This window comes from Desulfosporosinus acidiphilus SJ4, assembly GCF_000255115.2.
GTDB lineage: Bacteria > Bacillota > Desulfitobacteriia > Desulfitobacteriales > Desulfitobacteriaceae > Desulfosporosinus > Desulfosporosinus acidiphilus.
On the sequence record NC_018068.1, the window covers coordinates 1,333,989 to 1,360,112 of the forward strand.

General features: G+C 35.7%; 32 protein-coding genes and 1 riboswitch. Of the genes, 23 read left to right on the forward strand and 9 right to left on the reverse strand.

The window, feature by feature from the left end; genetic code table 11:
• Window positions 1-363: 363 nt before the first annotated feature.
• Together DESACI_RS25375 and DESACI_RS25725 are read right to left on the reverse strand one after the other, a co-directional pair.
• On the reverse strand, window positions 364-558 hold the full coding sequence (locus DESACI_RS25375; RefSeq protein WP_014826276.1) for a DUF4238 domain-containing protein: 195 nt from the start codon (window positions 556-558) through the stop codon (window positions 364-366).
• A complete protein-coding gene (locus tag DESACI_RS25725) occupies window positions 507-680 on the reverse strand; it encodes a DUF4238 domain-containing protein (RefSeq protein ID WP_014826277.1) in 174 nt (57 codons plus the stop codon). The genes DESACI_RS25375 and DESACI_RS25725 overlap by 52 nt, the downstream gene beginning before the upstream one ends.
• A gap of 441 nt (window positions 681-1,121) precedes the next feature.
• On the opposite strand from DESACI_RS25725, the gene DESACI_RS25865 reads away from it, so the two are divergent.
• The 3 genes from DESACI_RS25865 to DESACI_RS06015 all read left to right on the forward strand — a co-directional run bounded on the left by DESACI_RS25865 (window position 1,122) and on the right by DESACI_RS06015 (window position 2,265).
• Window positions 1,122-1,382: a BglII/BstYI family type II restriction endonuclease gene (locus tag DESACI_RS25865; RefSeq protein ID WP_207643911.1), complete on the forward strand. Its 261-nt coding sequence runs from the start codon at window positions 1,122-1,124 to the stop codon at window positions 1,380-1,382.
• A 141-nt stretch (window positions 1,383-1,523) separates the two neighbouring features.
• Complete coding sequence (locus DESACI_RS06010) at window positions 1,524-1,751, forward strand: HTH-like domain-containing protein (RefSeq protein ID WP_014826278.1); 228 nt, start codon at window positions 1,524-1,526, stop codon at window positions 1,749-1,751.
• Window positions 1,752-1,911: 160 nt separating this feature from the next.
• Window positions 1,912-2,265 (forward strand): hypothetical protein, encoded by a 354-nt coding sequence (locus tag DESACI_RS06015; RefSeq protein WP_014826279.1) that lies wholly within the window; start codon window positions 1,912-1,914, stop codon window positions 2,263-2,265.
• Between the two features lie 199 nt (window positions 2,266-2,464).
• Here the strand turns inward: DESACI_RS06015 and DESACI_RS06020 are convergent, their stop codons facing one another.
• Entirely contained in the window at window positions 2,465-3,073 is a 609-nt protein-coding gene (locus DESACI_RS06020; RefSeq protein WP_014826280.1) for a restriction endonuclease, read from the reverse strand.
• 225 nt (window positions 3,074-3,298) lie between these two features.
• Here DESACI_RS06020 and DESACI_RS06025 point away from each other — a divergent pair, with 225 nt between their 5' ends.
• From DESACI_RS06025 to DESACI_RS06060, 8 genes are all read left to right on the forward strand, one after another.
• Window positions 3,299-4,381 carry a site-specific integrase gene (locus DESACI_RS06025; RefSeq protein ID WP_041275981.1) on the forward strand — a complete coding sequence of 361 codons (1,083 nt, stop codon included), beginning with the start codon at window positions 3,299-3,301 and terminating at the stop codon, window positions 4,379-4,381.
• Between the two features lie 198 nt (window positions 4,382-4,579).
• Complete coding sequence (locus DESACI_RS06030; protein WP_207643912.1) at window positions 4,580-5,248, forward strand: hypothetical protein; 669 nt, start codon at window positions 4,580-4,582, stop codon at window positions 5,246-5,248.
• A gap of 306 nt (window positions 5,249-5,554) precedes the next feature.
• Window positions 5,555-6,028, forward strand: coding sequence for a C-GCAxxG-C-C family protein (locus tag DESACI_RS06035; protein ID WP_014826283.1), 474 nt, complete (start codon window positions 5,555-5,557; stop codon window positions 6,026-6,028).
• 12 nt (window positions 6,029-6,040) lie between these two features.
• Complete coding sequence (locus DESACI_RS06040) at window positions 6,041-7,168, forward strand: sodium/glutamate symporter (protein ID WP_014826284.1); 1,128 nt, start codon at window positions 6,041-6,043, stop codon at window positions 7,166-7,168.
• Window positions 7,169-7,667: 499 nt separating this feature from the next.
• Window positions 7,668-8,813, forward strand: a complete 1,146-nt coding sequence (locus DESACI_RS06045; RefSeq protein ID WP_148271268.1) for a hypothetical protein — start codon at window positions 7,668-7,670, stop codon at window positions 8,811-8,813.
• Between the two features lie 316 nt (window positions 8,814-9,129).
• Window positions 9,130-9,777, forward strand: coding sequence for an HNH endonuclease (locus DESACI_RS06050; RefSeq protein ID WP_014826286.1), 648 nt, complete (start codon window positions 9,130-9,132; stop codon window positions 9,775-9,777).
• 109 nt (window positions 9,778-9,886) lie between these two features.
• Complete coding sequence (locus DESACI_RS06055; protein ID WP_014826287.1) at window positions 9,887-11,545, forward strand: DNA methyltransferase; 1,659 nt, start codon at window positions 9,887-9,889, stop codon at window positions 11,543-11,545.
• A 542-nt stretch (window positions 11,546-12,087) separates the two neighbouring features.
• Window positions 12,088-12,843 carry a nitroreductase family protein gene (locus tag DESACI_RS06060; RefSeq protein WP_014826288.1) on the forward strand — a complete coding sequence of 252 codons (756 nt, stop codon included), beginning with the start codon at window positions 12,088-12,090 and terminating at the stop codon, window positions 12,841-12,843.
• A gap of 178 nt (window positions 12,844-13,021) precedes the next feature.
• On the opposite strand, the gene DESACI_RS06065 is transcribed toward DESACI_RS06060, so the two are convergent.
• The gene (locus DESACI_RS06065) at window positions 13,022-13,234 is read right to left on the reverse strand and encodes a hypothetical protein (protein WP_207643913.1); all 213 of its coding nucleotides are present in this window, start codon (window positions 13,232-13,234) and stop codon (window positions 13,022-13,024) included.
• 158 nt (window positions 13,235-13,392) lie between these two features.
• Entirely contained in the window at window positions 13,393-14,220 is an 828-nt protein-coding gene (locus tag DESACI_RS06070; RefSeq protein WP_014826290.1) for a methyl-accepting chemotaxis protein, read from the reverse strand.
• Window positions 14,221-14,522: 302 nt separating this feature from the next.
• Here DESACI_RS06070 and DESACI_RS06075 point away from each other — a divergent pair, with 302 nt between their 5' ends.
• Together DESACI_RS06075 and DESACI_RS06080 are read left to right on the forward strand one after the other, a co-directional pair.
• On the forward strand, window positions 14,523-14,708 hold the full coding sequence (locus DESACI_RS06075) for an aspartyl-phosphate phosphatase Spo0E family protein (protein WP_014826291.1): 186 nt from the start codon (window positions 14,523-14,525) through the stop codon (window positions 14,706-14,708).
• Window positions 14,709-14,896: 188 nt separating this feature from the next.
• Window positions 14,897-15,985 carry a GGDEF domain-containing protein gene (locus DESACI_RS06080; RefSeq protein ID WP_014826292.1) on the forward strand — a complete coding sequence of 363 codons (1,089 nt, stop codon included), beginning with the start codon at window positions 14,897-14,899 and terminating at the stop codon, window positions 15,983-15,985.
• A gap of 110 nt (window positions 15,986-16,095) precedes the next feature.
• On the opposite strand, the gene DESACI_RS06085 is transcribed toward DESACI_RS06080, so the two are convergent.
• Complete coding sequence (locus DESACI_RS06085; protein WP_014826293.1) at window positions 16,096-16,491, reverse strand: response regulator; 396 nt, start codon at window positions 16,489-16,491, stop codon at window positions 16,096-16,098.
• A gap of 389 nt (window positions 16,492-16,880) precedes the next feature.
• Here DESACI_RS06085 and DESACI_RS23480 point away from each other — a divergent pair, with 389 nt between their 5' ends.
• Window positions 16,881-17,039: an aspartyl-phosphate phosphatase Spo0E family protein gene (locus DESACI_RS23480; RefSeq protein ID WP_014826294.1), complete on the forward strand. Its 159-nt coding sequence runs from the start codon at window positions 16,881-16,883 to the stop codon at window positions 17,037-17,039.
• Between the two features lie 578 nt (window positions 17,040-17,617).
• Here the strand turns inward: DESACI_RS23480 and DESACI_RS06095 are convergent.
• Both DESACI_RS06095 and DESACI_RS22980 read right to left on the reverse strand, forming a co-directional pair.
• Window positions 17,618-18,073 (reverse strand): hypothetical protein, encoded by a 456-nt coding sequence (locus DESACI_RS06095; RefSeq protein ID WP_014826296.1) that lies wholly within the window; start codon window positions 18,071-18,073, stop codon window positions 17,618-17,620.
• Window positions 18,074-18,670: 597 nt separating this feature from the next.
• Window positions 18,671-19,453, reverse strand: coding sequence for a TetR/AcrR family transcriptional regulator (locus DESACI_RS22980; RefSeq protein WP_014826297.1), 783 nt, complete (start codon window positions 19,451-19,453; stop codon window positions 18,671-18,673).
• Window positions 19,454-19,620: 167 nt separating this feature from the next.
• Window positions 19,621-19,702, forward strand: a riboswitch (cyclic di-GMP riboswitch).
• 89 nt (window positions 19,703-19,791) lie between these two features.
• Here DESACI_RS22980 and DESACI_RS06105 point away from each other — a divergent pair.
• The 7 genes from DESACI_RS06105 to DESACI_RS24755 all read left to right on the forward strand — a co-directional run bounded on the left by DESACI_RS06105 (window position 19,792) and on the right by DESACI_RS24755 (window position 23,803).
• Window positions 19,792-20,238 carry a chemotaxis protein CheW gene (locus DESACI_RS06105; protein WP_014826298.1) on the forward strand — a complete coding sequence of 149 codons (447 nt, stop codon included), beginning with the start codon at window positions 19,792-19,794 and terminating at the stop codon, window positions 20,236-20,238.
• 12 nt (window positions 20,239-20,250) lie between these two features.
• A complete protein-coding gene (locus tag DESACI_RS06110) occupies window positions 20,251-21,393 on the forward strand; it encodes a methyl-accepting chemotaxis protein (protein WP_014826299.1) in 1,143 nt (380 codons plus the stop codon).
• A 391-nt stretch (window positions 21,394-21,784) separates the two neighbouring features.
• The gene (gene istA / locus DESACI_RS06115; protein ID WP_041275982.1) at window positions 21,785-22,690 is read left to right on the forward strand and encodes an IS21 family transposase; all 906 of its coding nucleotides are present in this window, start codon (window positions 21,785-21,787) and stop codon (window positions 22,688-22,690) included.
• Entirely contained in the window at window positions 22,662-22,910 is a 249-nt protein-coding gene (locus DESACI_RS25730; protein WP_427846737.1) for a Mu transposase domain-containing protein, read from the forward strand. The genes istA and DESACI_RS25730 overlap by 29 nt, the downstream gene beginning before the upstream one ends.
• 166 nt (window positions 22,911-23,076) lie before the next feature.
• Window positions 23,077-23,235 (forward strand): aspartyl-phosphate phosphatase Spo0E family protein, encoded by a 159-nt coding sequence (locus DESACI_RS23485; protein ID WP_014826300.1) that lies wholly within the window; start codon window positions 23,077-23,079, stop codon window positions 23,233-23,235.
• Between the two features lie 209 nt (window positions 23,236-23,444).
• Window positions 23,445-23,609 (forward strand): aspartyl-phosphate phosphatase Spo0E family protein, encoded by a 165-nt coding sequence (locus DESACI_RS23490; protein WP_014826301.1) that lies wholly within the window; start codon window positions 23,445-23,447, stop codon window positions 23,607-23,609.
• A 53-nt stretch (window positions 23,610-23,662) separates the two neighbouring features.
• Window positions 23,663-23,803, forward strand: a complete 141-nt coding sequence (locus DESACI_RS24755; protein WP_014826302.1) for a hypothetical protein — start codon at window positions 23,663-23,665, stop codon at window positions 23,801-23,803.
• Between the two features lie 223 nt (window positions 23,804-24,026).
• Here the strand turns inward: DESACI_RS24755 and DESACI_RS06120 are convergent, their stop codons facing one another.
• Window positions 24,027-24,266, reverse strand: coding sequence for a CDGSH iron-sulfur domain-containing protein (locus DESACI_RS06120; protein WP_014826303.1), 240 nt, complete (start codon window positions 24,264-24,266; stop codon window positions 24,027-24,029).
• A gap of 354 nt (window positions 24,267-24,620) precedes the next feature.
• Between DESACI_RS06120 and DESACI_RS25385 the strand changes: the two genes are divergently transcribed.
• Window positions 24,621-24,743, forward strand: a complete 123-nt coding sequence (locus DESACI_RS25385; RefSeq protein WP_014826304.1) for a hypothetical protein — start codon at window positions 24,621-24,623, stop codon at window positions 24,741-24,743.
• A 71-nt stretch (window positions 24,744-24,814) separates the two neighbouring features.
• Entirely contained in the window at window positions 24,815-26,041 is a 1,227-nt protein-coding gene (locus DESACI_RS06125) for an HD-GYP domain-containing protein (protein WP_014826305.1), read from the forward strand.
• Window positions 26,042-26,124 lie beyond the last annotated feature (83 nt).

The following is a 26,124-nucleotide window of genomic DNA, read 5'->3' on the forward strand; positions in this document are numbered from 1 at the left end:
AGAAGGGACGGTTGCAGGGAAGGGCAACCACACTCTTGCTTTTGTGCGTGGGCTTTTTCCCTGTTTCCCTTTTTTGTATTTATGCAGCAGATTTTCCATTATCGTACTGTGCTTTTACGCTTGTGCACAAAATCCCCATAAACACACTTGTGTTATTGATGGGAATTTTCTTTTCCCAACTAAATCATATAACTCCTAAATTCTGCCTGTCAAGAAAGCTATTTTGAAAGGCAGATATCATAAACTACGTAAACGTAAAACTTTGCCCACCTTGACAAAATGAAATCTAAAGTGTTCAAACCTTTTAGCGGAAAGCCTAAACTATTTACGTTAATCAAACAATTTAGCGGAATTCGATTAATGCTAAATTGTATCATAATCATAGTGATTAGACATAAGGTCTCTATTTTGAATTTCTTTAATCACAGAAGCTGCCATACCTTCTACTTGGCTAAAAGCTTTTTCTAAAGCATCTGTTTGAATGTTTTGATGATCAGGGTTATCTTCTAACGAATATAATTTATTCTGATAAGCGATAGCGGAGGTTGAAGCTTCCACTGTTTACATAGTTTTTGATCTGTAACCCATATTTTTGAATTCTTAGTTCCATCTTCAGAAAAGTTAGTTAGATAAAATTGTGGAATATAGTGATGTTTTATAGGAATATTATCATTGCCCATAACTTTCACTCCAAATGAAGTAGTTTGTGACTTTTGGTAACATTATATAACAAATTTAGAGGAAATTAAGAAACAATAAAGAATTCTTTTCGCAGAGATCATTTTTCACAATTACAAGGAGGATACATCTGCGTAGCGAACACTTTTTTTATAATTGCACTAGGGAATATATTGAACTTATAAGTCCGACTTTGTTATATGAGCTTGAAAGCATAATCTACAAGTTACCAAAGAGAGATGTGCAAGCTGAAATAAATGCGGATTTCTTTCGTTTACTTACCCAAAATTCTTGGGCTTATGATACCATTCCACAGGGGTTAGGCAAGCTACCATTGACCGAGAGTAACTTTGATGAAATGCTGCCGCTGAGAAAAATAACAAGAGACAATTATGCTTGACTTCTACCACACTCAATGCATCTTGGCATTCCGATTTTGCAAAATGTACCCCAGTGGTCTGGTACAGCTAGAAGTACAATTTGGTAAGGTAGAATCAATGTTTAAGGATTTCTGCGGTTTTAGGATAGCGTATTTTGAACGAAGGTTGGCACTTGGTATAGAGATAGTAATGTCTGAACCAAGCAAGTACTTTGCCCATCGAAAAGGTGCTGTCTCAGGAATGGCCTATTTTGATATTGCAAAGAGGACATTACCGGCAATTGGGCTGGATTGTCCGATCTGGTTAATTGGCTTAAAGGAATGACCTTTTAGAACGATAAAGATCCGAAGTATGATATTCGGGAATGGTCGCTGGATCATTCCATGATGGGGAAGGGGGTAAACGATTAACAAAAGAGGAACTAAAGAATTTGACAGATGTTCTGGGCGGAATGGAGTGGTTAAAATGACTGAAAATGAATTGGGTAAAATTTTACGAGAAATGTATGATAATGCTCCTGCTGGTGACAAAGTCGCAAACGTTCATTTGTTTGGAGTTAAGTATGCGTCAATTTTGCTTGAGAATGATATTAACCTCAAAGAAATAATAAATGCTTCTGGTCTGAAACCGTCATATGTTACTGAAATAAGTAATGGGATTAAACTTTCAAAATATGTTATCCTGAAATGTTAACAACAATGTGATTTTTCTTCGTGGCTTGAACTTTATGTAAAGGTTAAGATATGTTAAACAGATCATCGGGTAACTTCCGAAATGCCTTGATATAGAATGAATGTTTTGGAACTTTATATCATTTCATAAGAATAGTATGTTTTCTAAAAAGGAGAAAAATATGGCGGATACTTCTCAAATTAAAAAAGATATTAGAGAAATAGTAAAGAGCTTATCCTATCAGTTTAATACAACTTTCTATGAAGGTAACATTTTAAACTCAAAAGAGAGTAGGAAATTTCATGGAGTATCTGCGGATAAATCAATTTGTTTATTCGTATGTAATAATGAATTACAAGACGGAAAACTAAAAGCAGGGCAGCGATCTGCAATATTTGAAAAGTGTTATTGGTTGACGATAGCAAATTGTCAACGTAGAATACTAATATTTACAGATGGCGGTTTTTACAACAAGTTTATGGAAGAATATTCCGGATATTTAAGCGGTATTGAGACTATGGTATACAAAATCTAAATTATACTGATTTGAATTTTAGCTATAGTTAGAAAATTTATTCTTTGTGGAGCTTATTTCTTATAACGGGGTGATATTAATGAATCTTGGAAAACTATCCTACATAGAAGACCTTCGTACAATATGGAAACATGAAGAAAAAGACGGATAACAAAGAAAAGAGCAGCATATCAAAGGCTGCTTTTGAAATTTTGAAGGTTTAAGAAGGTTTTAATCTCGCTGGAAGGACCTTATTTTTCAAGGCTGAGTTAATCATATAAATTAACTTTTGCCGATCCCACAACTCAACCTTATTTTTCAGGGCTAATCTTTCTGCTTGTTGAGTAAAGTTCTGATTCGTAATGACAATGGCATTAATTGCATCATAGTAGGCCATTGCACCAATAACTTCCTGAACAGCTTTTAAGCCCACCGGACGGCTATAACGTTTAGCTTGGACTACTGTACGGCCACCGTTATATTTTTCAACGATAACGTCTGCTCCAAAATCATTTTTGGGTGTTAGCTTTGCCCTATAACCTAAATCGTTAAATAAAACTTGAAGCCGTTTTTCAAAATCCGTGCCTCCCATAAGGTCAATTTGCTCAATGCCCGATTTCCGGATTGCTTGCCGGACGGACCATTTCTCGTAGAAGTAAATAAAAAGCACTAAGCTCCCGATGCCCAGAAAAAGATAGGGATGATTAATGAAATAGCCAATGACAAGGATAGCAAGAATTATGAGGAATTGGTGGCCTTGTTTGCTGTTGAATCGGACACCATAGCGTTTTCTGGTTGCGTTGAACTTTCTATAAGAATATCGTGGCATAATATCCCTCCCGTTTCCAAGAGTTGTTATGCCCTTAACCTATTATCTGTATTCAAACCATAAAGTTAAAGTTTCTATTTTTTCACGGATAACTGAAGGGAGACTCTTCTGAGCTAAGATCTTTAGTATTATGGTAATAATAACCAATAACAAAAGCATATTTATTTCCTAAGGGTAGTGGTGATCGTTCGTTACATTAACTTCTCTGTTAGAAAGGGGATAAATATGGCGAGCATTAGAAAACGGGGCGATAAGGTCTATCAAATCTCAATATATTTAGGGCTAGATAGTAGTGATAAGAAGAAGTTTCACTATGAGACATTTTATGGCATTAAATCGGAGGCCAAGGACAGAGCAAGAGAATTAGAGGTTAAATTCAAGTGTGTGAAGCAAACGATGAGACGTAACAGAAACGGATCACGGAAAGTTCCAAAAAATGTTGAACAATTGCTAGAATTGTGGCTAGATGATACAAGAAATGTGGTAACTGAGCGTACTTACGAAAAATATGCTTGGCACGTTAAACGATTAATTCCGGTCATTGGGGACTTAGAAGTTTTTAATTTAGGTCCGTTAGAGATTAGAGAACGGCTTAAAAAAATCGAGGGTCTATCAGAACGAACAGTAAAAGACCTTTACGCAACAATGAGGACGGCTCTAAACTACGCATCCTCTCTGGAACTAATTGGTTCAGATTTGATGAGAGGAATTAGATCACCGAAGGTTGTACGTAAAGATAGGAATGTTCTTGATCTAAAGGAATTGGCGGTATTTCTGAAGATCGCAAAAGATTACAAGCATTATTTAATTATAAGAATTCTGGCCCTCACGGGAATGAGAACTGGCGAGGCCCTTGGTCTTAAATGGCGTGATGTTGATTTTGAGAAAAGGACAATAACAATAGTTCGAGCGGCTGATACAAAACATCGAAAGCTCAAAGATACAAAAACTGAGAATAGCAAACGGGTAATAGAGCTTGATGAAGAAAGCATAGAAGAACTATCCAAACTATTTAAAAGTATTAGCTCAAAAGTTAGTTCGAATGATCTTATATTCCAAAACGGTGATGGCAGACCATTGCGATATGGTGCAGTGATGAATACTAAAAACCGGGTTTTAGCTAAAAGTGGTTTACACCATATTAGATTACACGATCTTCGACATGGTGTTGCCTCAATACTAATTGACCAAGGCCATCCTGTAACACTTGTTGCTGCAACTTTAGGACAAACCCCATCAACCACTGCAAATACGTATAGTCATGCATTGAGAAGGGGTAAAAGCATTGCTGCTCTTATAGGGGGATAAAATATATGTCAGTCAAATTTGGAGGACCTCTTCTGAGATGACTTGATAGAGCCAATTATTAAGTAAAGGGCGCACGTTTATGTCGTGTCGCAACCAAGATGTTATGTGTTTATTTACAAAAGAAGCTTAATTAGCATCTTTTTGTTTTGGTAAGAGGAAAGTGTGCTTTATAACAGTTTTTTCCGATGATACTTTAATTTGGACATTTTAAAAGTCCTAAATTCTCAAGAAATGAAGAAACTAATAATAGTAATTGAGAAAGGACATAAAAACATGAAAAAGATAAAGGATAGAATGACACTCGGAATCGTTTCTGGACTAGTTGGAACTATTTTAAAAATAGCCACAGATGAAGTTTTTCTTAGAACAAAGATTTCTCAACGTTCATTTAGAGAAACCGCATCAGGGGTTTGGGTTTCTTCGCGAAGGCAAGCGAAGAACCTATATGGGCAGCTTTTAGGTACTATTATGGATTTGGGATTGGGTATGGTTGGTTCAGTTGCTCAGGTTCAAATACTTTCTAAGACAGGAAAGAATAATCTTTTTACTAAAGGTGCATTTTTCGGAGTAACTTTTGGAGCCACGATTACAGCAATGCTTAGTGGGTTTAATACAAATAAAGTAAAACCAAAAGATTCAAAGAGTAATCTTTCGTACGTAATCAGTAACACTATTTTTGGGTTAGGTACTACTTATACCGCTGCAGTACTTGGTGATGAATCTCTTTGGGATGCTCCGCCAGCCAACAACTACATTCAACCAACCACTCCAACAACAGCAGAACAGGAAAAAATGATGCAAAATTCAAAACCAAATATGTATAGTATAGATAATAATGATGAAAAACACTCTGAGTTTATACATTGAATGAAAATGAGGCGGTCATCATTGGCTGCCTCATTTTCGTAATTATAATAAATAAGGACGATAAAGAATGCCTTTTTCGAATTTTGGTTAAGGTGGTTCGGGAGAATAAATATCTTTGAGATTCGGTATAATATGGGAAATAATTTATAAAATTTTAAGCTTTCGTTCAATTAGAACCTCTGCATCACGATAAAAGTGACAACAGAGGTGTTTTTTATTAAGAAGTAATTGAGTTATGGAGACAACATATATATAATATAAAAGTGATTTGTATATATAACCAATTGATTATTAATGGAGGAACATATGGAAAGAGAAAAGGTTATTAATGATGCAAGGAAAAAGGCGGAAGGTTACTTCCAAAGAGGTGAGTTTTTTTGTTCTGAATCGGTGATCCATACTCTCAATGAATTGCTTGGCTGGCCTCTTGATCGTTCAATTACCAGATTGGCTTCAGGTTTTCCGATTGGGATCGGAAAATCGGGTTGTGTTTGTGGAGCCATAAGTGGCGGTGTAATGGCGTTAGGTATGGCTTACGGCAGAGATTATGGCAACGCAATGAATGGTAAAATGTTACCTATTGCTGCAGAACTTCATGATCATATCAAAAAGTTATATAGAAGTACTTGCTGCCGAGTCATTACAAAAGATTTAGTCTTTGATTCACCTGAACGCAAAGCTCACTGTGTGAAAATAACCGGAGAAGTTGCGGCTTGGGTAACAGACAAATTGTTGGATGATGAAGAGCTTATAAGAACAATTAAATCTGTTAACATATAGGAGTTTAAATTTATGCATTTTATCGCGTTACAAACGATAACATTAGCTGGAATATTTTTACTAATTGGTTATTACCTTCAACATAAGGCAATTTGGTTAAAGAAGTTATATATCCCAGCTCCCTTCATTGGAGGTATTTTGGCTTCTGTTCTTTTTCTTTGTTTAAAAAGCATTGGACACGTCAAGTGGAATTTGGATTATTCTATGCTTCCGATGTTTGTTGCTGGATTCTTTGCTTCAATAGGACTAAGAACAGATCGTGCTTTTTTAAAAAAAGGTTATAAAGGTCAATTCCTATTTTTGGGGATAGTTATTTTTGTGGCATTATTTCAGAATGTAGTCAGCTTATTGATTGCCAAGGCTGCAGGCTACAATCCTTTTCAAATGGTCATATTTGGCTCGATGGGCTTGATGGGGGATGCTTCTGTGCTTCAGGGAGTTCCCAGTCTAATATCAAAAGGGCATGCTTATCTTGGACTGTTTAATGGCTATTCAGTATTTGGAAATATTCTTGGTACGATCTTAGGGGGCTGTCTTTTTATTTTGTTGAAGAAGCGAACCCAATTGGAAGAGTCTAAAATAACAGCCATCGGATTTAAGCCTTACGAATTCTTACAACATTTTTTGATTTTTTTATTGACTATATGTCTGGGTTTGCTGCCTACACAATTTGGGTTTGGTAGGTGGATTAATCCGGCAGGAGGTTCTTTTCTCGCAGGGCTCATCTTGCGGCAACTGTTCGAATTTAAGCATAAATCCCTTATTCAGTCACCACAAGTAAATATTATTGGGAACTTTTCTCTTTCCATGCTCTTAGTCCTATCGTTTATGTCAATGGATCTGAACGCGATGACGAAACTTAATTTTGCCGCTATAATGATCTTTGCACTTCAAGCATGCTTACTTATGTTTTTGAGCTATTATTATGTCTTCCGGTTTTATAAAAAGAACGCATTGGCCGCCTATGTTGCTTCAGGACTAATTGGTTTTAGTTTGGGAATGCCCGCAAGTACTATGTCTACTCTTCAATGTATTGGAGAACAGGAAGGGGCTATTCCAATAGTTTTATACATTGTCCCACCAGTGGGTGCATGGCTTATTACAGTGTTTAATCCATACATTATTAAGTTATTCCTTTAGTATTTTTTCAAGAAAAGGCTGTACCTAATTTCAGGGTTTTAGGTGCAGCCTTTTTACTCAAACCTTCGATGTACGAAGATTTGATTTGGTTTTGATCCTATTATAAATTTCAGGGATTTAATAAACATACTGATTAGGTCAGGCCCCCAATGCCATAGGAAAACTTAAGTTGCTCCCCTGCGAGAGCGTGGTTAAAAACCAAATAGTCTAAACGGCTTTGCCGGGAATTAAAAAGATGATAATCCAGGGCGACTAAATGCTCTGGATTTTACTAATTTAGACAATAACAGGAGGCGTTGATGCCTTCCGCAACTATTTGTCCAGGCACAGTGGTATAATTAAATTTGAATCAGATATTAGAAATAGATGGCTAACATGTTGGCAGCATTAGGAACTAATTGCCAAGAACGTAACCTTTAACCCATAGTAAGTGAGGTGTTATATGGAGACCAGAACCTATGAGCGTGAAAAACTTTACAAAGAAATTTGGGCTGAGCCCATGACTAAAGTTGCTAAACGATACGGGATTTCTGATGTAGCACTTCGAAAGAATTGTAAGAAGCTTAATATACCAACGCCTCCTAATGGTTATTGGGCAAAAGTTCAAGCCGGTCAAAAAACGAAAATACCACCTCTTCCTAGGTCGAGAGGCATCGATAAAATTGTTGTAGAAGAAAAGCTGAATATTTCATGTAAGTTAATAAAATCTGAAATTCTATTGTTTTTATCTAAGGAACAGAGGCAAACCGTTATGGAATTTATATCAACTGTTACTGTTCCGGACAAATTGATAAATCCACATGAATTAATTAAAGATACGATACAATATTTCAAGTCGCGTAAAGAATCTACAAGACCTTCAACAAGCAGGGTTATGAATTTTGATATTACTGATGAGCAAAAAGAAAGAGCATATAGGATCTTAAATACTCTGTTTGTTTCTATTGGACATTTTGGCTATTCAGTTCAAATTAAAGCTCCGAATGCTCAACATTACCGGAATTACGAGCCGCGTTTATGTGATAATATAACGTATATTAATTTGGAACGAGATTGTGTTCCAATAAAATTCAGAGAGAAACAGTTAAAGATACAGCACGAGCCTACAAAAGAAGAAATAGCTAAGCAAAGGAAGGGTCCGTTCTATATTCCACCATATGATTATGTAAGTACAGGTATTTTTACATTTGAGATTGATGAGTATCATTGTAAACGAAAACGTTGGCATGATACTGATAATCGTAAAATTGAAAATCAGATAGGTGAAATAATAATTTGGCTAATGGAAGCTGTTCAGGTAGTTAAGACAAAGCGAGAAGAGAGTGAATTAGAAGCAAAACGAAAACTTGAAGAGAAGCTTGAACGGGATCGCAAAGAGAAAATTGAAAAGCATGAGACAGAACTCCTTGAAACCTTTGAAGAACTAGCTAGTGACTCAGATAGGGCTGAGAAAATCCGCAGGTTTGCTAAGCGAATCGAGTTAAAATGTGAGGAAATAACTGATGCGGAGAAGAGAAAACAGGTTCTAAGCTTTATTAAATGGGCGCGTGATAAAGCAGATTGGATTGATCCTTTGATAGAAAAGGAGGACGAGATATTAGGGGGAAGAGAGTACTTATTTGACTTATTAGAATGGGAGGATTGAACAGTTTATGGCAGTAAGTTTCCTAAAGTAATACATATGCTCTCTTGCTTCGCTATTTTTGATGATTGAATTTAATTTAAAAATAGTATTCTCCGTTTTCCAAAAGAAGGCCCTTTTCAGGGGAGGTTGCAAAGTATATCACTGCCGGGATCGAAAAAGGCGTGTGCGTTGATACTGGTGGGGGGCATCGAACAAAAATGCTTGTTAAACATGAAAATGAATTATCTTACCCCCCCCTAAAAGGCTAGATTAAAAATGACGATAGGTTGTATAAAATGTAAGCCTTTAGTATAATAAAGTACTAGAGGTGAAAATTGTGGAACATTTGGAATATGCTTCAATCGAAAGAGAATTTTATAATCAAAAGTCGATCAAGAAAAGAATAGAAGCCTTGTTTTTGAATAACATAGGGAAAATTATTACAAATAATCAATTAGTAGAGGTTGCAAAAGATCCGATAACAGGAAAGGAACCCGAGAATTGGCATCAACGATTATCTGAATTACGAACTGATGACGGTTATACTATATTAAGTCAAAGAGATAGAAATGATTTAAAGCTTGGGGAATATTTAATGTTATCGACCGAGAAAAGAGCAAAGATAAATAAAAGAGTCTACCCCTCAAAGGAGTGCTGGAAGAAGGTTTTACAAAGAGCAAATAATAGTTGTGAATGGTCAGAAGGTGGACAAATATGTGGCTTAAAAGATGGTGATGTAGATCCTATTGGTGGTGGAAAAGTTAAGCTAACGGCTGATCATCTACAACCGCATTCTTTTGGACAAAAGGTAGATATCAATAATCCCGATGATTGGCAAGCACTTTGTGGTCGACACCAAGTAGTTAAGAAGAATTTTTGGGATAGTAAGACTGGTAAGCTAAATATTAAGGCTATTCTTCAGGCAATCCCAACAGAAGAAAAAGAAAATGCATATGAATTTTTAAGAGACTTTTTCAACAAATAAAAATTTGTTGAAATGAGTTAAACAAAATCAAAATATAGTATATACTATGACGAGGAAAAACCTCGTCATTTATTTTTAGGGGATTTACAATGATAAGGAGTTGAAATGATTGAAACCTATTGACTTTCCTATAAGTCATATAATTGAGCCAGATACTTGGCCCAAAAGATATGATGTACATAAATATTGGGGTAAGAAGCCCTCAAACGTAATTTCTGAATATATTAACTACTTTACAAATGAAAATGATACTGTTTTAGATGTATTTTCCGGATTTGGAGTTACGGTTATAGAAGCTGTGATTAATAATAGAGTCGGCATTGGCGTTGATATTAATCCAATATCGAAATATATCTGTGAATCAATGCTTAATCACATTGATTTACAGGAATTTAAAAATGAATATAAAAAGATGGAGATAGCTCTAAATAATGAGATGAAATGGTTGTATAGCACCACTTGCCCGAATTGTAATGAAGCCAGTAAAATAGTTTCAACTGTATGGGAAAATGCTAAACCAGTTGAAATAAAATATTTATGCGAACATTGTAAAGGTAAAGGTATAAAACCCGTGGATAATTCAGATCTAATCACGATTGAGGAAATCAATAATACTAGAATAAAATACTGGTATCCGAATGACGAGATCTTTAAAGGCTGGGAAACAAAAAAGCTTGAGAGAGCGGGTATAGTGAATTTTAGTGATATATATACCAAAAGAAATCTTCATGCTTTGAGTGCCATATTCCATTATATTGCTAACATTGAGAATGAATCAATTAGAGAGGCATTTGTTGTTGTATTTACTTCAATGATAGCTCAGGCATCAAAAATGATTGCTAACTATAAAGGAAACTCAGGAGGGCCATCATGGAAAATTAATACTTACTGGTTACCACAGAATTGGCAGGAATTAAATGCTTGGCACTACTTTGAGAATCGATATAAGAAAATGCTGAAAGGAAAACTTGAAACAAATGAGTTAGTCGGAGATAAAAAAAATTATAACTTCATCTTAAAATCATCGTGTAACCTTACAAATGTGATTAAGGATAATTCAATAGACTACATTTTTACTGACCCTCCTTACGGTGGTGAGGGAATTCAATACTTAGAGCTTAGTTATATATGGAATTCCTGGTTAAGATATTTTGGGGAGAGGATTGACTGGGAAAATGAGGTTGTCTTTAATCCATATCGAGAAGGTAATTTTGATGAAAAACATTATGAGACAAAGCTTACAGAAGTATTTAAGGAAGCATATAGAGTTCTAAAAGATGGGGCCTGGATGACAGTAACTTTCGCTAACAAAGATTTGAAGATCTGGAATTCAATAATAAGGGCTTTTAAAAATTCAGGGTTTAGACTTGTTAATATCATTCCTATGGAAGCTTCTGCCCCGAATATAACACAAATGTTACTAAAGGAAACACCGAAGACAGATTTAATAATTAACGTAAGGAAGACTAGTGAACCTACAGAAAAAATAAACATGGATTTTGATATTGCTCATAAAATAGAAGAAATAGCAGATAATTGCATTAACGTGAATAATAAAGTGAGTTTAAGTATGCTTTTTGATAACTTGCTAATAAAGTGGTTTAGTATCAAATACTCTCATGAAAACAATGATGAGCAATTAATTGAATTTGATAAGAAAATGATAGAAAATTATATGAATTCTAACGAGAAATATATACTTTACAATTGCAATGAAACGAATGAGTTAAGAAAAAAAGCTGACCTAGAATGGACGTTAAATAAATAACACTGAAACTGAATTGGTTTTTGTTATTTTTAAGAGAATTGGAATTAATGAGATGGACATTTCCCACAGCCGCACTTTTTGGCGTTGCCTTATCCAGCTGTAATTTTATTGATTTTTCCATACCCAATATCCTTTGAATCGAGGTTAAAATACCTGATCTTGCTATGCCCAGCCTATTCTTTATAATTTGGTTGTACTCATCTGACATATCACAGATTAGGGCTTTCCTATTATGTTTTTTAGCCACAGGCCCAGTTAGCGAAAGCTTCAAAGAATATGTAGTAGACCAACTTGGAAAGTTGGGTTTTGTAACGGTCAAAAAGATGTTTGGCGGGGCTGGTATTTACTATGACGGGCCAATTGTAATGCTCGCTCATCTATTCCCAGAAGGGGGAGGGAGCCCCGGCTTGTTAAAGAGGTACAGTTGGATTTAAGGGATGTGCTGGGCGGTTGAATTTATAATAATGCAAAGGACGTGACCGATTACATACGGATATAACTATATGAACAATTGAAAAAGCCATTTATTTGGAGGTAACGTAATGACAAATTCTCAGCTATATAACGCAATATTTCACCGGAGGTCCATCCGAAAATATGACATGACGCCACTCCCCGTCGACACAATTGAAAAGTTGCAAGAATACACGTATAACGTCAAACCACTTGACGAAGGTATTCGTTATGAGATTGACTACCTAGGTTCCGCTGATGTAAAGAATCTCCTTCCTATCAAAGCACCGCACTATATTTGCTTGTATTCTGAGAAAAAGGGAAACTATTTAATGAACGCGGGGTTTTTGCTCCAGCAGATTGATTTGTACCTTTCCTATAACAATCTCGCCAGTTGCTGGTTAGGGATGGCAAAGCCCGCAAAAGGTGTGCCTATGCTTATAAACGGATTGGAGTTTGTAATTATGCTCGCTTTCGGGAATACCACGGAGACAATTCACAGAGTGGATACATCTGAATTCAAGCGTAAAAATTTGTCTGAAATATCTAATGTAGCTGGTGCAGAAGCATTGCTAGAGCCAGTCCGTTTCGCTCCATCGGCGTCCAACACACAGACGTGGTTTTTTAGTGGAGATTTAGACGTTATTACAGTAAGTCGGAAAAAGTTGAATCTTCTCAAAGCTCAGGTGTATGAGAAGATGAATCAGATTGATATTGGTATTGCACTTTTTCATTTATGGCTCTCAGTTGATCATCAAGGTAAAAAGGTAAGTTATAATTTCGATCAAGATATCGCACCAAATGGGTACGAATTTATGGCAAAAGTAAAAATTAGTAAGAAATAGAAATAAGATAATGGTGTGTGTTGATTTTGAGGTAAAGGTGCCAAAACTCCTCCATTTCCTATCCAGCCGCCCAAGTCATTCCAAGATAAGGGGAAGGGTGTCCCGGCTTGATAAAGAAGAACTGGGGTAGTTAAGGAATGTTCTGGGCGTGTTGTAGGTTTTGTGGAAGAGACTATAGTTAATCCATGTCAAGATTAAGTAATTTTAAAAGGTTTTCCAACAAGGGTATTAAATCTTTCGTGCGGCCAGTCAGGTGGAGGTTTTGTTCATCGGAGAGTTCGGCAACAATTTCTTTATCTACTGATGCTAGTTTGGGCAGCTTTTTGATAGAGCGAAGCAATCCCGCGTACCAATTCTCAATTACGGACAAGTGGCAGATAAATTTCATCAATCACCTTTTCCAAAATGGCTTCCGTAATTACATCATGGCTTCTAAGCATTTCCGCATTTCCGCCCTCAATAAATCGATTGGTAATGTAAGTACATGGTAATGTAAGTACAGTAGAAGGAATATTCGGACGCACCTTATTTCAAATTAAGCCCAAAATTTTATATTCCCGAAACCAACTCGTCTGCAATCATACTCAAATTGTTTGCTGTCATAGATAATTCTTGAATAGATGCAGAGGTTTGTTCGGTCGACGCGGCCTGTTCTTCGGATAATGCTGCGATTTTTTCAATTTCTTGATTAAGTTTTAAGACCGTCTCTTTTATATTCTTAAGATTATTTTGAATGTCCATTTGGGATTCTTTTGTATTTAAAGCAAGCTTTCTAATCTCTTCAGCAACAACAGCGAACCCCCTACCACTCTCTCCAGCTCTCGCCGCTTCGATGGCAGCATTTAAGCCTAACATATTAGTTGAATTTGTAATACGGTTTATAACATTTAAGATACTATCCGTGTTTTCGATATTACTTTGAATCGCTTGAGCATCTAGGGATATATTTTGCGTAACGTTGGCTAACTCTTCAGACCCACTTGCTAAGTTTTCGATGACTGCGCTTAACTCTTGACTAGTCGCTGCTAACCCTCCTGACATATCTATAATCTTATTTTGTAGCTCAGTATCTTGAGCAAGAGCCAGGGCTCCCACTATTTGATTACCTTCTATAATAGGAATCGCTATCCCTATGTAGGGAAAGCCAAATTTACTATTTTGCCTTTCAACCTTTTGTACAATCTTCCGTTTTTCTTGAATTGCTTTGTGCATTAATGTTCCAGGGATTAAGTTATTGCCAATTTTAAAACCAAAATCTACAGTACCAGGAGCATAGAATTTATACGATGCTAAATCAGAAATAAGTAATGTATAATTTCCTCCTAAAAGTTGTTTAATGAAATCAGCACCATTTACTAATCCGTCAATAATTGACATATAATGCCCCCCCAATACTCTTGTAAAATGAATTTGCAATTTGCGATTATTTTCGACTTATTTTGCCCATAATCCTGCTTTCAACGCCTTTGAAATACAATAAAATTTTCCTTGCGTATATAGGGAAGAATCAGCTATGTTGTAAGAAGAATTTGAAAAAGCTGTGGCACTTTTAAGCTTTAATTTAAATGGCGCCGGTGAAAATAACAAGTTTTTGGTAAATACTGTCGAATCTATTGAGCTAAGAATTGAATTTGATAGACTATAAGAGTTGTTAAAAAGAACGAATAGGAGTGTCTAAGTTGGTCGAATTACAAACACATTTGACTTTAATAGAAGAGTTAAGGAAAGAACTGCATTTGGTTGCAAAAGACAAACCATTGACGCACCCTGAAGTTGTATTAGCAAGCCATAGACTCGATACGGTTTTGAATTGCTTTTATTCCTTTTGTTTGGTATCATGGCAAATTGATGCGATTGAAGCTTAGATAATTGGATATTAGTGGTGATTCCAAAACATTCAGTTCCTTAAAATTTGATCTGGGAGTTATAAGCTATTCCCTCTATCGAGCTTTTTCCCGAGGCTTTATGGGGAATATAAATATTATGAGAAATAAATTACCCTAATTTTCATCATATATATTAAAATTGCGTTAAATGAGATTGAGGTTGAAGAATGATTAGGGAATTAATTATTAATATCGCTATAATAATTGCAACAATCAGTATTGGCAATCAAATTCTTATAAATAAGAAAATAACTCCATTTTCTCCGTATAAATTGCAGATTTTTTTTGGCTTGTGTTCGGCATTGTTAGGTATTATTCTGATGCTTTATAGCATTATAATTACTCCAAGTGTTATTATGGATTTGAGAAATATAGCCGTAATGCTATCTGCCACATATTGTGGTTTTCTGTCCGCGATGATAACCGGTATTATTTTGAGTTTATTTCGATTATTATTTCAAGGCCAAACAATGGACTCTTTCTTAGCGGCTTTAAATATTCTCACGATTACTGTTTGCTGTGCATTGACTGCAAAATACATGACTAGAAGAAGGCTGCAGTGGGTAGTAATGAGTATCTACACACTTATATTCCCTACCTTAACTTTTATTCACACAATTAATAATAAAATATTACTAATACAAACAGTGATTTTTTATTGGATTAGCACAATTATTGTTTCTATTGTTGTCTATATCTATTTACACTATATTGACTTGTTAAGATTTACCTATCAGAGATATAGAGAAGAATCATTCAGAGACCATCGAACCGGACTTTTGAGCGTTCGACAATTTGATAAAGAATTCAACAAGTTAATTGATAATTTAAGTACCTACAGCATAATTTCTATGCTATTTCTTGATATTGATTATTTTAAAAAGGTTAATGATGTATACGGGCATCAAAACGGAGACAAGGTTTTAGAAGATATAGGAAAAATACTGCTCAGCTCTACAAGTTCTACAGACATTGTATCGCGCAATGGCGGTGAAGAATTTTCGGTAATTCTAATTGAATGTCCTCAGAATATAGTTTTAGAAGTGGCTGAAAGAATCCGAAAAGCAGTCCAGGATCATAAGTTTTCTCTTCTGGATAATAAAACAATAAACATTACCATTTCAATAGGGGTAGCAATCTATCCATATACCGTAAAGAATATAGAAATGCTAGTAGAGCAAGCCGATTCTGCATTGTATCAAGCAAAAAGAACAGGACGAAACAAAGTTGTTTTGGCAAATTATGAACAGTTTTAAACGAAAATTAGGTAAGTAAACATAACATTTAAAATACTTAAATTGATCCACCACAAATCAAAAGCCGCCCGGCAAGGGCGGCATAATAATTATTAATCGCATTGGTTGTTTTATTTTGCCTCGATGCCAACAGTATTCTTCTCATCTATGAGGCCATCGACAACACCGTTTAAATGTTCCAAATCAAACGGTTTATCCAACATGTAATCGATTTCGTAATGACGGGCTAATTCATCCATTTCTTGCTTGTCTGCATAAGCAGACATTAAGATGACCTTCATCTTAGGATTGGAACTAAGTAGTCTCGCCCGAAGCTCGATGCCGCTAATTCCCGGCATTCTGAGGTCTAATATGATTAGATCGGGTAACAGTTTTTTTGCCAATTCTAAGGCTTCGAGTCCCGAAGCAGCTGTGCCTACTTTGTAACCTTTAGAGGAAAAGAGGTCTTCTAAAAGTATTCGAATTCCCATATTGTCATCAACCACTAGCAAAGAACTCTGTTTCAACAGGAATCCATCTCTCTTTCGTTTTTATCATGTTCTTGACAAAAGATTTCTTAGATTGTCCTTATTGGAGTCGTTTCTTTCTAATCAGTATTATGATTTAGGGAATAAGTGGCATATTATACATAATATTAAGAATATTGTTCATAAAATTCTGAAATCCTTTCTCTTGAGAGAGTAAAAGATTCGGTTTTGGGTTTTACAGGGATCTTTCGCATCAAAGGTTTTATGGGATGACTTTCAGCACAAAAACGATTAAATGTTATTATCGTTTCATGAATATAATAAGATGACAGATATTGTCGGATACATTGATTCTAATCATTACCCTGAATATAATATCAATTGCGTTAAGATAATGTCTAAACCAACCATTGGGAGTGAGACGATGAATGAGTGCTGTAGAAATACTGAATTCTATTGAGATTTTACGAGGAAAATTAAATACTTTAGGGTCAATTAAGTCACTTGTAGACCCTGAAGTTGTTCAACTTAGCCAGAGGCTCGATTTATTATTAAATGTATACTATAGCATGAGAGATGTTGCTTAAGTTGAGAATAGTTATATAAAAGCATGCTCTCACTTTCGGTGGGGGCATAGTCCATTTCTGAAATAAAGTATGAAGCAGTTTCATAAGGGCAGATATGCTTTTAACTTTTTGAACGAGTTTTAATGTATATCCACGTAACAGTTATATGCCAAAAAAGATAAATAATTGAGGGGACAATAAAAGTTCCCCAGTTCCACTTAAAGATTCCAAGGTTCTGTAGGATGTTTGAAAAGAGGACACTGAAAAAGGCTGCTGTAATTGGAAAAATATCAATCCATGGTTTTTCTCTAGGTAATAAATATAAATACAAAACGTAATATATGGCCCAAGCAATTAGAGGAAAGATAGGGATTCCTTTGAAAGCAAAAGGGCCAAAATTGATGTAACCACCTAAGCCTATTATCTTTGTAAACAGGATAATCATCACGGCATCGGGGATAGTGCCAAAAACAATGCCAAAACGTATTAGATAACGTATTTCCTGTCTAGGAACAATCGAATAGGTAAGTATAAATATAACAATTGTATAAATCGGATATACAAAGTATGTAGGCATATGTTGTTGTTTCCTTTCAGTACTATAGTAAATGCATCTTTTTATCAATAAGCTTTAAAGTCAAGGCAACCATCAACCCGTATATTAGAGCTGTAGATAGTGTTGCATATGCGACGTTCAAAGGCATTTTCCGAAATAGAGGAAGATTAAGTAATGTTCCAAATGTGTTAAGTAATAACCAAATTACTAAACTATAACCTAATCCTTTGATATATAAATAATTACTGGATGTAAACTTTATCAGGTAAGCAAATATTACCCCAAGGATCATACATACTGCTACATGGCTAATTATTGAAAGGATTAGACCAAAGAATCCTTCATTGGAATAAACTTGATACGTAAGTATAATTGTCGCGTAATCGTTAAAAGTTCTATCGGTCCATCCTAATGATTTATAGATAATCCCCACAATGTCACAGGTAACGCTTGCCACAAGCCCCGCGATACCTCCTGCAATAAATCTGTCTTTTGGCATTTAGAAATATCACCTCCTTTTAACACGATCGATTAATATAATGTGCATCGATCTATATTTTTATATGCAAATCCTAATGTAGCTAATGTGAGAATTCAAAAAAGCCGCTTAATAGAATTTAATGATTATTTACCATATTTTGGGATACTATTTTATTGAAAGTCTTTACCATGATCTCTAAATTACAATTAATATTAGTTGTTTTTTAATATACAGAAGCTTGAATGCATAACATGTGGTTCATTTTCTATGTGCCTTAAAACTTATAATTTTGAAAAATCCATTCTTGGAGAGGATAGTAATGAAGGAAAACAAAAGCATAAGGGGCTAGGCCCAAAATGTTGGTCGAACCTGACTTTGATAAAATCGTTTGCCGAACAAGAGAATGACTTGGCCATAATCTCGGGGTAGAAATACATATGGACGCACCTGAGTGAATAATCTTACTTCGTGATGCCGATAAATGCGAAATTATGTTGGAAAATGAATATTTCTAATAGTTGGACAAATTAATACAAAAGTAAGGTAAAAAATTACAATTTGTGTCCTTGTTTTCTATTGGAACTAATAGACTGGTTGCATTTGGTAATCTATATTTTAACTACTCATTAGAAAGGTATAGTACATCTTAAATAATTGTTCTTCAATAGACATGAGGTCAATAGAAGGTCCTTGGCTTAAACCATTGAACATTGTTACATAGACTTTGGCGGCTTTTATTGAGTTAAGATTATTATTGAATAACCCCTTGCTCATTCCGGCCTCTATGAGGTCAACAATTTTATTGATTCTGAAGTCAATAAAGTTGTTATAAGCTTTTTCAATTCGTTTATTATTCAGAGCAAAACTTCTAGCTAGACTAGTTAATATAGAAGTAGGGCTATTTGAATACCTGCAATTGTATCTGATGTATTCTCTCAGAATATGTATTGGGTTGTTGCTGTATTTTTCGATAATCTCCTTTGTAAACGCCATTCTCTTTTCTAATTCATATAAAATGCAGTTTTCAAGAAGATCTTCTTTACTTTCGAAATAGGCATATATGCTGGTTCTTTTGATACCAACAGATGTAGCTATCGTTTCCATATCGGTATTTATATATCCATTTTGAGAGAAGAGAACTAATGCCTTTAGAATTAGTTCGTTTCTGATATTGGACGGAAATTCATAACGATTGGTGATTTCCTTAAGTTCGTTGATTAAATCTTCTTTAGAGGTAAATGATTCATAAAATGTTCTCCTGCTGATTTCACATTTACTTACGATTCTTGAAATGGTTAAGAATTTGATTCCTTCAGTATCAATTATGTCTTTCGCAATCTTTAAAATTCTTTCGTGTATTTCGGCACTAATATGAAACACTTCTTTCTTATTCGTCATATTTATCTTTTTATTGACAATATACTATTTTGGTACTAGAATCAACTCAAAGTCAACTTAGTACCGTAAGTGTAAAGTATACTCTGTTCTATATCAAGTGATAATGAGCTAGTTAGAATTTAAAATAATGGTATTTCAACCCAATAATTGCTTAATGCCATCTAATAAAATGACAAAGGCAAACTTTGTGTAAACCAGGAGGCAAAGCCACGGGTCTTCTATTGAATTGAAGATAGCTGAGTTACCTGTAATATAGTTTATGTGATGTTTTTGCTGTCAAGCTTTTTTGGTTTGGCGACTTTTATATTAAGGAATAGAGTTATAAGGAGGTGATAAAGATGGGCTCTGTACAATTGGTTGTATTTAAACTTGGTGAAGAAGAATATGGCATTGAAATAGGTCACACACAAGAAATTATCCGTATTCCTAAGCAGATCACTATAATTCCTGATATGCCTTCCTACGTAGAAGGTGTATTCGATTTAAGAGGTAAAGTGGTCCCAATCATCGATTTGAAAATGAGGTTTGGGTTTACACATACAGAAAGAAGTACCGATAGCCGTCTTCTCGTCCTTGATTTAGAGAATTCATTGATAGGAATTATTGTCGATGATGTCTCAGAAGTTATAAAAATAGAGGATGAAACCATTGAAAAACTTAGTTCTGAGTTATTGAGTCTTGGCGGTAATCGTATTCAAGGAATAGCTCGTATTGATGACCGATTAATCCTTTTATTGGATGGCCTAAAATTTAAAACAGAGGTACTAACAAATAGCAACGAATAGGGGTAAAAAATTATGATAGCGTTAGCAGGTATTGAGTCGTGTAAGACTTTAGCTGAATTTTTGGTTAATTTAATACCCGGTGGGGTTGTGTTTGGCTTGGTAGAGAAGGACACCTTTGTATGGGTAAAAGCATCTGATTCGTTCGCAATGGACATCTTTACAGTTGGAAACAAGCTCAATGACGATACAACTACAATGCAAGCGATACATGAAAAAAAGGTATTAACGCAAAATATTCCTCGAACAGTCTACGGAAAACGAGTATCCATTGTATCAATTCCAGTAATTGATGACAATGGCGATACTGTAGGGGCTTTTTCAATTGCTTTCCCTAAACTCCATCCCGTTGCAGCAGCTTTCAACGATTTTGCTCCAATCTTAGCAGAAATGTTCCATGAAGGAGCATTTTTATATATGTCAGATCTAACAAAGTTTGCCTATACTCAACCTTCCCGGAAATTTGATATGCCGACAATTACAGTTGGAAAGGATTTAAGCGAAGCAGATGTAGCTTATCGAGTTATTAAGTCAAAACAACCAATAATCGAAGACGTTGATGCTTCAAGGGTTGGTGTTCCGCTTAATGTAGCCAATTATCCATTGGTTGAGGATGGGGATATTGTAGCCACAATAGGGATTGTTACACCAAAGAAAACAGCTGGAACATTACGTGAAATGTCTGAGAACCTCGAAAACAGTTTAACTGGTATTGCTGCTGCTATAGAAGAACTATCGGCGTCGGCTATGGAAATTCATTCAAATGAGGAAGATCTTAACTCGGATATTAAAGAGATTATTAATGTGTCAGAAAAAATAAATGAAGTATCCGACTTTATAAAAGAAATTGCGGATGAAACAAAGATGTTGGGTTTAAATGCTGCTATTGAAGCAGCAAGAGCAGGTGATGCAGGTCGGGGTTTCGGAGTAGTGGCAGAAGAAATAAGGAAGCTTTCGGCACAATCAAAAAGTACGGTTCCAAAGATTAAGCAACTAACAGATACAATCAAACAGAAAGTCGAAGAGGCTAGCGAGAAAAGCAATAGGTCATTAGATGCTAGCCAAGGACAAGCGGCTGCCTCGGAAGAGATTACAGCGAGTATCGAAGAAATAACGTCTATGTCAGGAGAACTAAATACCATAGCTAAAACTCTATAGTATTATTTGTGTCGATATTATCTTCAATAGGAAATAATCGGTATGGAAATCATTTGTGAATTATCTAAATAACATTTATTGTAACTTATAAATAAGCAAATGAAAAGAAACCTAAATGAAAACTATTTTATACTTAAAACATTCCAGTCAAGAATGAAAAGTTCCCTCCCGAACCTCGGGGGGGGCTTTTTTGAATAATCCAAGCCCGATATGAGTTTTTCCTTTCAGTAGTATTAAAATAGAGTGGCACGGTTAAAAGCCACCCACAGCAAGGGCGGTGAGTATTCTTGCGGCATCCGGCCACTGTTCTTGTAACATCCAGCCAATAAACCGGCACCTCGATATTGAACTCCTGTACAATGTGTTTTAGCACGTTTACGGGAGGAAGAAAATGAGGTGTGAAGGACCAGTGAAAGTTCTAGAAATCTTAAGACTAATAGAAGATGGCTATTCTCAAAGAGAAATCGCTCAAAGTGTTAAATGTGATAAATCCACGGTTGGAGAAATTCAGAAACGCTGCCGAAATTGTAAACTTCGATACGATGTGGCTGAAAAAATGACCAATGATGAAATCAAGCTCTTACTCTATCCAGACAGTTATGGCCATTCCCTTAAAGAGGATCCAGATTGGCGCAGTATCCATGAACGATTGCAAGCGAATAAACGTCTGAATTTGCAATATCTCTGGGAAGATTACAAAGCGGAAAATACCAATGGATTAAGCTATAGTCGCTTTTGTCAACGTTATCTTAGCTGGAAGAATGAATCTGGTAAAAACGTAATCATGGCGCAGAATCGCGAACCAGGCAAAGAATTGTTTGTAGATTGGATGGGCGACACCTTGAATTGTGTTGTTGACAGCGCCACCAGAGAAACCCATACAGCCCATTTCTTTGTAGCAACCCTTGGAGACAGTTCCTATCCATACGTTGAAGCCTTCCCTGATGAAAAATTAGATAAATGGCTTCTAGCGCATGTCAATACACTCAGATATCTAGGCGGCATTCCACGAGTTATTGTGCCGGATAATTGCAAAACAGCCACGACAAAACCCAGTTACTATGATCCGGCCATTAATCGGTCTTACTGGGAATTTGCTAAACACTACGAAGTGGCAATATTGCCAGCAAGGGTTCGTGAGCCTCAAGATAAGGCTCCGGTAGAAAGTAGCGTAGGCTGGTTGGAAATCTGGCTTTTAGAGTGGCTACGTGGAAAACGTTTCTTTGGATTTGAGGCTTTAAATATAAATACAAAATCGTATAAAGGAATTGGTCAAACGGCCTTTTCAAAAACGTAAGGGCAACCGTCAAAGTGTTTTTGAGGCATTAGATAAACCAGCTTTACGATCATTACCTTACACTCAATTTGAGTATGCAGATTACATCGTGCGCAGAACGCCAGCAAACTACCATGTCGAATACGATGGATTCCATTATTCGGTGCCCCATGGCTTGTATAAACAGCTGGTGCCCCTTAGAGTCACAGCAACAACGATAGAAAATTCCAAACGACAATAGAGAACGTGTGGCATTCCATCAACGACGTCATACAGGATCACGATATGTTACTAATCTAGGTCACATGCCACCCCATCACCGTCACCAACACGAATCAACACCCGGAATATAATAGCAATCGTGTTGAGATAATGTCCAAAATATACCATTGGGAGTGAGACGATGAATGAGTGCTGTAGAAATACTGAATTCTATTGAGATTTTACGAGGAAAATTAAATATTTTGGGGTTAAATAAACCACTTGTCGACCCTGAAGTTATTCAACTTAGCCAGAGGCTCGATTTATTATTAAATGTATACTATAGCATGAGAGATGTCGCTTAAGTTGAGAATAGTTATATAAAAGCATGCTCTCACTTTCGGTGGGGTTTTTTACTGTTATTTGAATAATTATGAATAACTATCTCAGACTATAAATTGTAGGACTTGAAAAAATTACTATAATTACAAAGAAGGAATATTTATATATGTGGCGAATGCTCTAATAATTACAAAATGTATGTAACATTATGTATATTTTGGGGGTGAAGTGAATGAGTTTAGATGAACTATTATATTTGATTGAGGAGATGCGCGAAAAATTAAACAGAATAGCGGTCCAAAGATCTCTGATTGATCCGGAGGTAATTAAACTTAGTCAAATTATTGATTCTTTACTTAACTTGTATCACAATACCCAATCTCATCCCGTTTGGTAAACTATACTTTATAGCGCAAGAGCCGATTTAGAACATTAAAGGAGTGAGTCTCTATGGACGCACCAATGAGGATTATCCTGCTTCGTGACGGAGACAAATGTAGCATTAATGAGCAGCTATGGGATGCAAGAAATAAGTTTACTGTAATAGAATTAGAAAATGAGTATTATCAGTGGTTGGATGAATTAAAATAAAATGTAAACAGCGGCCTTAGTTTAAAAGCTAAGGTCGTTTTTTTTGAATTATTGCGGCAAAGAATCTACAATCTCCATGCCGCGCTCTATAATTTTTTGATCAGCAGTTTGTTTAATTGCCCCCTTCTCTTTCCGAGGAACTAGTCTGTAAAAATAATATATTTTGAAAGAGTTGAACAGCTCATCATACTCTTCGACAATAACTTAAAGCTTAGGATCATTGTCAAAGTGAGTTGTGAGTTCCATCGCAGTAGGGCGGATTTTTCGTTTGTTTGCAGGCACAGAGATACGCAGTTTCGTCCTTTTGAGCAGTAAACGCCAAGGGTTCAAAGGAAGTCCCTTGATGTGCTCCATTACAGAAAGGTTGATTTGAGCTTTTTCCACATGTGCACCAATAATACGTTTGTCCTGATTTAAGATCAACAGGGATCGGGCTTTTTTGAGCAACAATCGGTTTTTCCATGGTTAGTCTCCTTACTATTAATAGGTTTCTTAAGTGTTTATAGTTTATCCGAGATAGAGTGAATTATTATGCTAAACGTCAAGCTCGTATTTAGAAGTCATGGGGCTAAGGGAAGAAGGAGCAAATTGTTTGGGCATGTATAAATCACCGAATGAGTGGAAATGAAGCCTGTGATATGAAAGCGGTTAAGGAGAAGGCTTTGGTGAAGTCTGGATTTGATGAAAGAGAATATTCGGTTCTTGATGGTGTTTAAGTGACTTCGGCCGGCTTTAGTCTAATGAAAACTACATTGGTAATTGATATTTCTTCTCTTCCCATAAATTTAACTGAGATTCTATTTGGAGAACGAGGTGCATGTCATGGCGTTTATATAGCTCTGATTTTGAACGTCAAAAAGGTAATCAAAATAGAATGGCTATGGGGTTATCAAATATTGTCATCCTAGGAGGAATATTCGGCAAACATGTTGAAAACTAACAATAGACTCCTTGACAAGTCCTCAACAACTTAACAAAATCTGTTTATTGCTTCGTGGGGAGATGTTTGTGATGGATTTTAACCTGAATGAATTTTTAGGAGCGGTCGCAAATACACTAGACATCATTGAAAAGGATATATTTGGCGTAGCGACCAATCATTCAAAAAGGCTCGCCTATATATCTGTAATAATAGCCCATGAACTTCGATTGACGAATGCTGAAACATTTGATCTGGCTTCCCTTGCTATGTTGCATGACAATGGAGCGAGTATGAAAATTTTACATGATTCTTTGAAAGGTACTCCTAAAGAAAAAATTAATATGTTAGAAAGCAGAAAAGAACATTGTATCATCGGGGAGGATAATCTCCGAGATTTCCCTTTCTTAACGCAACCTCAAAATGTCATAAAATATCATCACGAGAGAAATGACGGTTCAGGTTTTTTCGGTTTATCTAAAGATGAGATTCCTATGATGTCACAAATTATTGCGCTGGCTGATACTTTAGACTTGGCTTTTGATTTAAGAAATACGGTTAATAAAGAGGTTATAAGGATATTCGTTAATCAACACAAAAATACATTTTTTTCTCCCTGGATAGTAAATGTCTTTAATAAGATTTCTGACCTAGATAACGTTTGGCAAGCTTTATCGGACGAGAACATTGATGTTGGCCTTATAAAGGTGATTCCTAAATATAGTTATAAACTCGATTATCTTGAAATTCACACAATTACAAAGACTTTGTCTAAAATAATTGATGCCAAATCTCAATACACTCAAACTCATTCATCAGGACTTTCCGGAAAGATGGAAACCATGGCGGAGTTCTACGGATTTGACTCGATTATGACCTTGAAATTACTTATTTCAACGGATTTGCATGATCTAGGTAAGTTGGCTATAAGTAATCGGATATTAGATAAACCCGGAAAGTTATCGAATGAGGAATATGAAGAAATTCAAAAGCATCCCAGCATTACTAGGCAATGTTTACAAAGTATCAGAGGATTTGAAGAGATTACTCAATGGGCCTCGAATCATCATGAAAAATTAGATGGATCAGGGTATCCGCAAGGGTTAAAAGCTAAAGATCTCGATTTTAATTCGCGGTTAATCACCTGTTTAGACATATATCAGGCGCTAAGGGAAGAAAGACCCTATAGGAAATCAATGGATCATAAGGAAGCTATGGTAATTTTAAAGGATATGGTGGAATATGGACGCTTGGATCAAACAATAGTTAAGGATATTGATTTTGTTTTCTCGAATGTTTCAAGTCGACTTAGAGGTTAAATAAGTCAATACTTTATGGAACACTGTAGATACACCCATTTCGAATAATCCTACTTCGTGACGGAGATAAATTTGAAATTAAC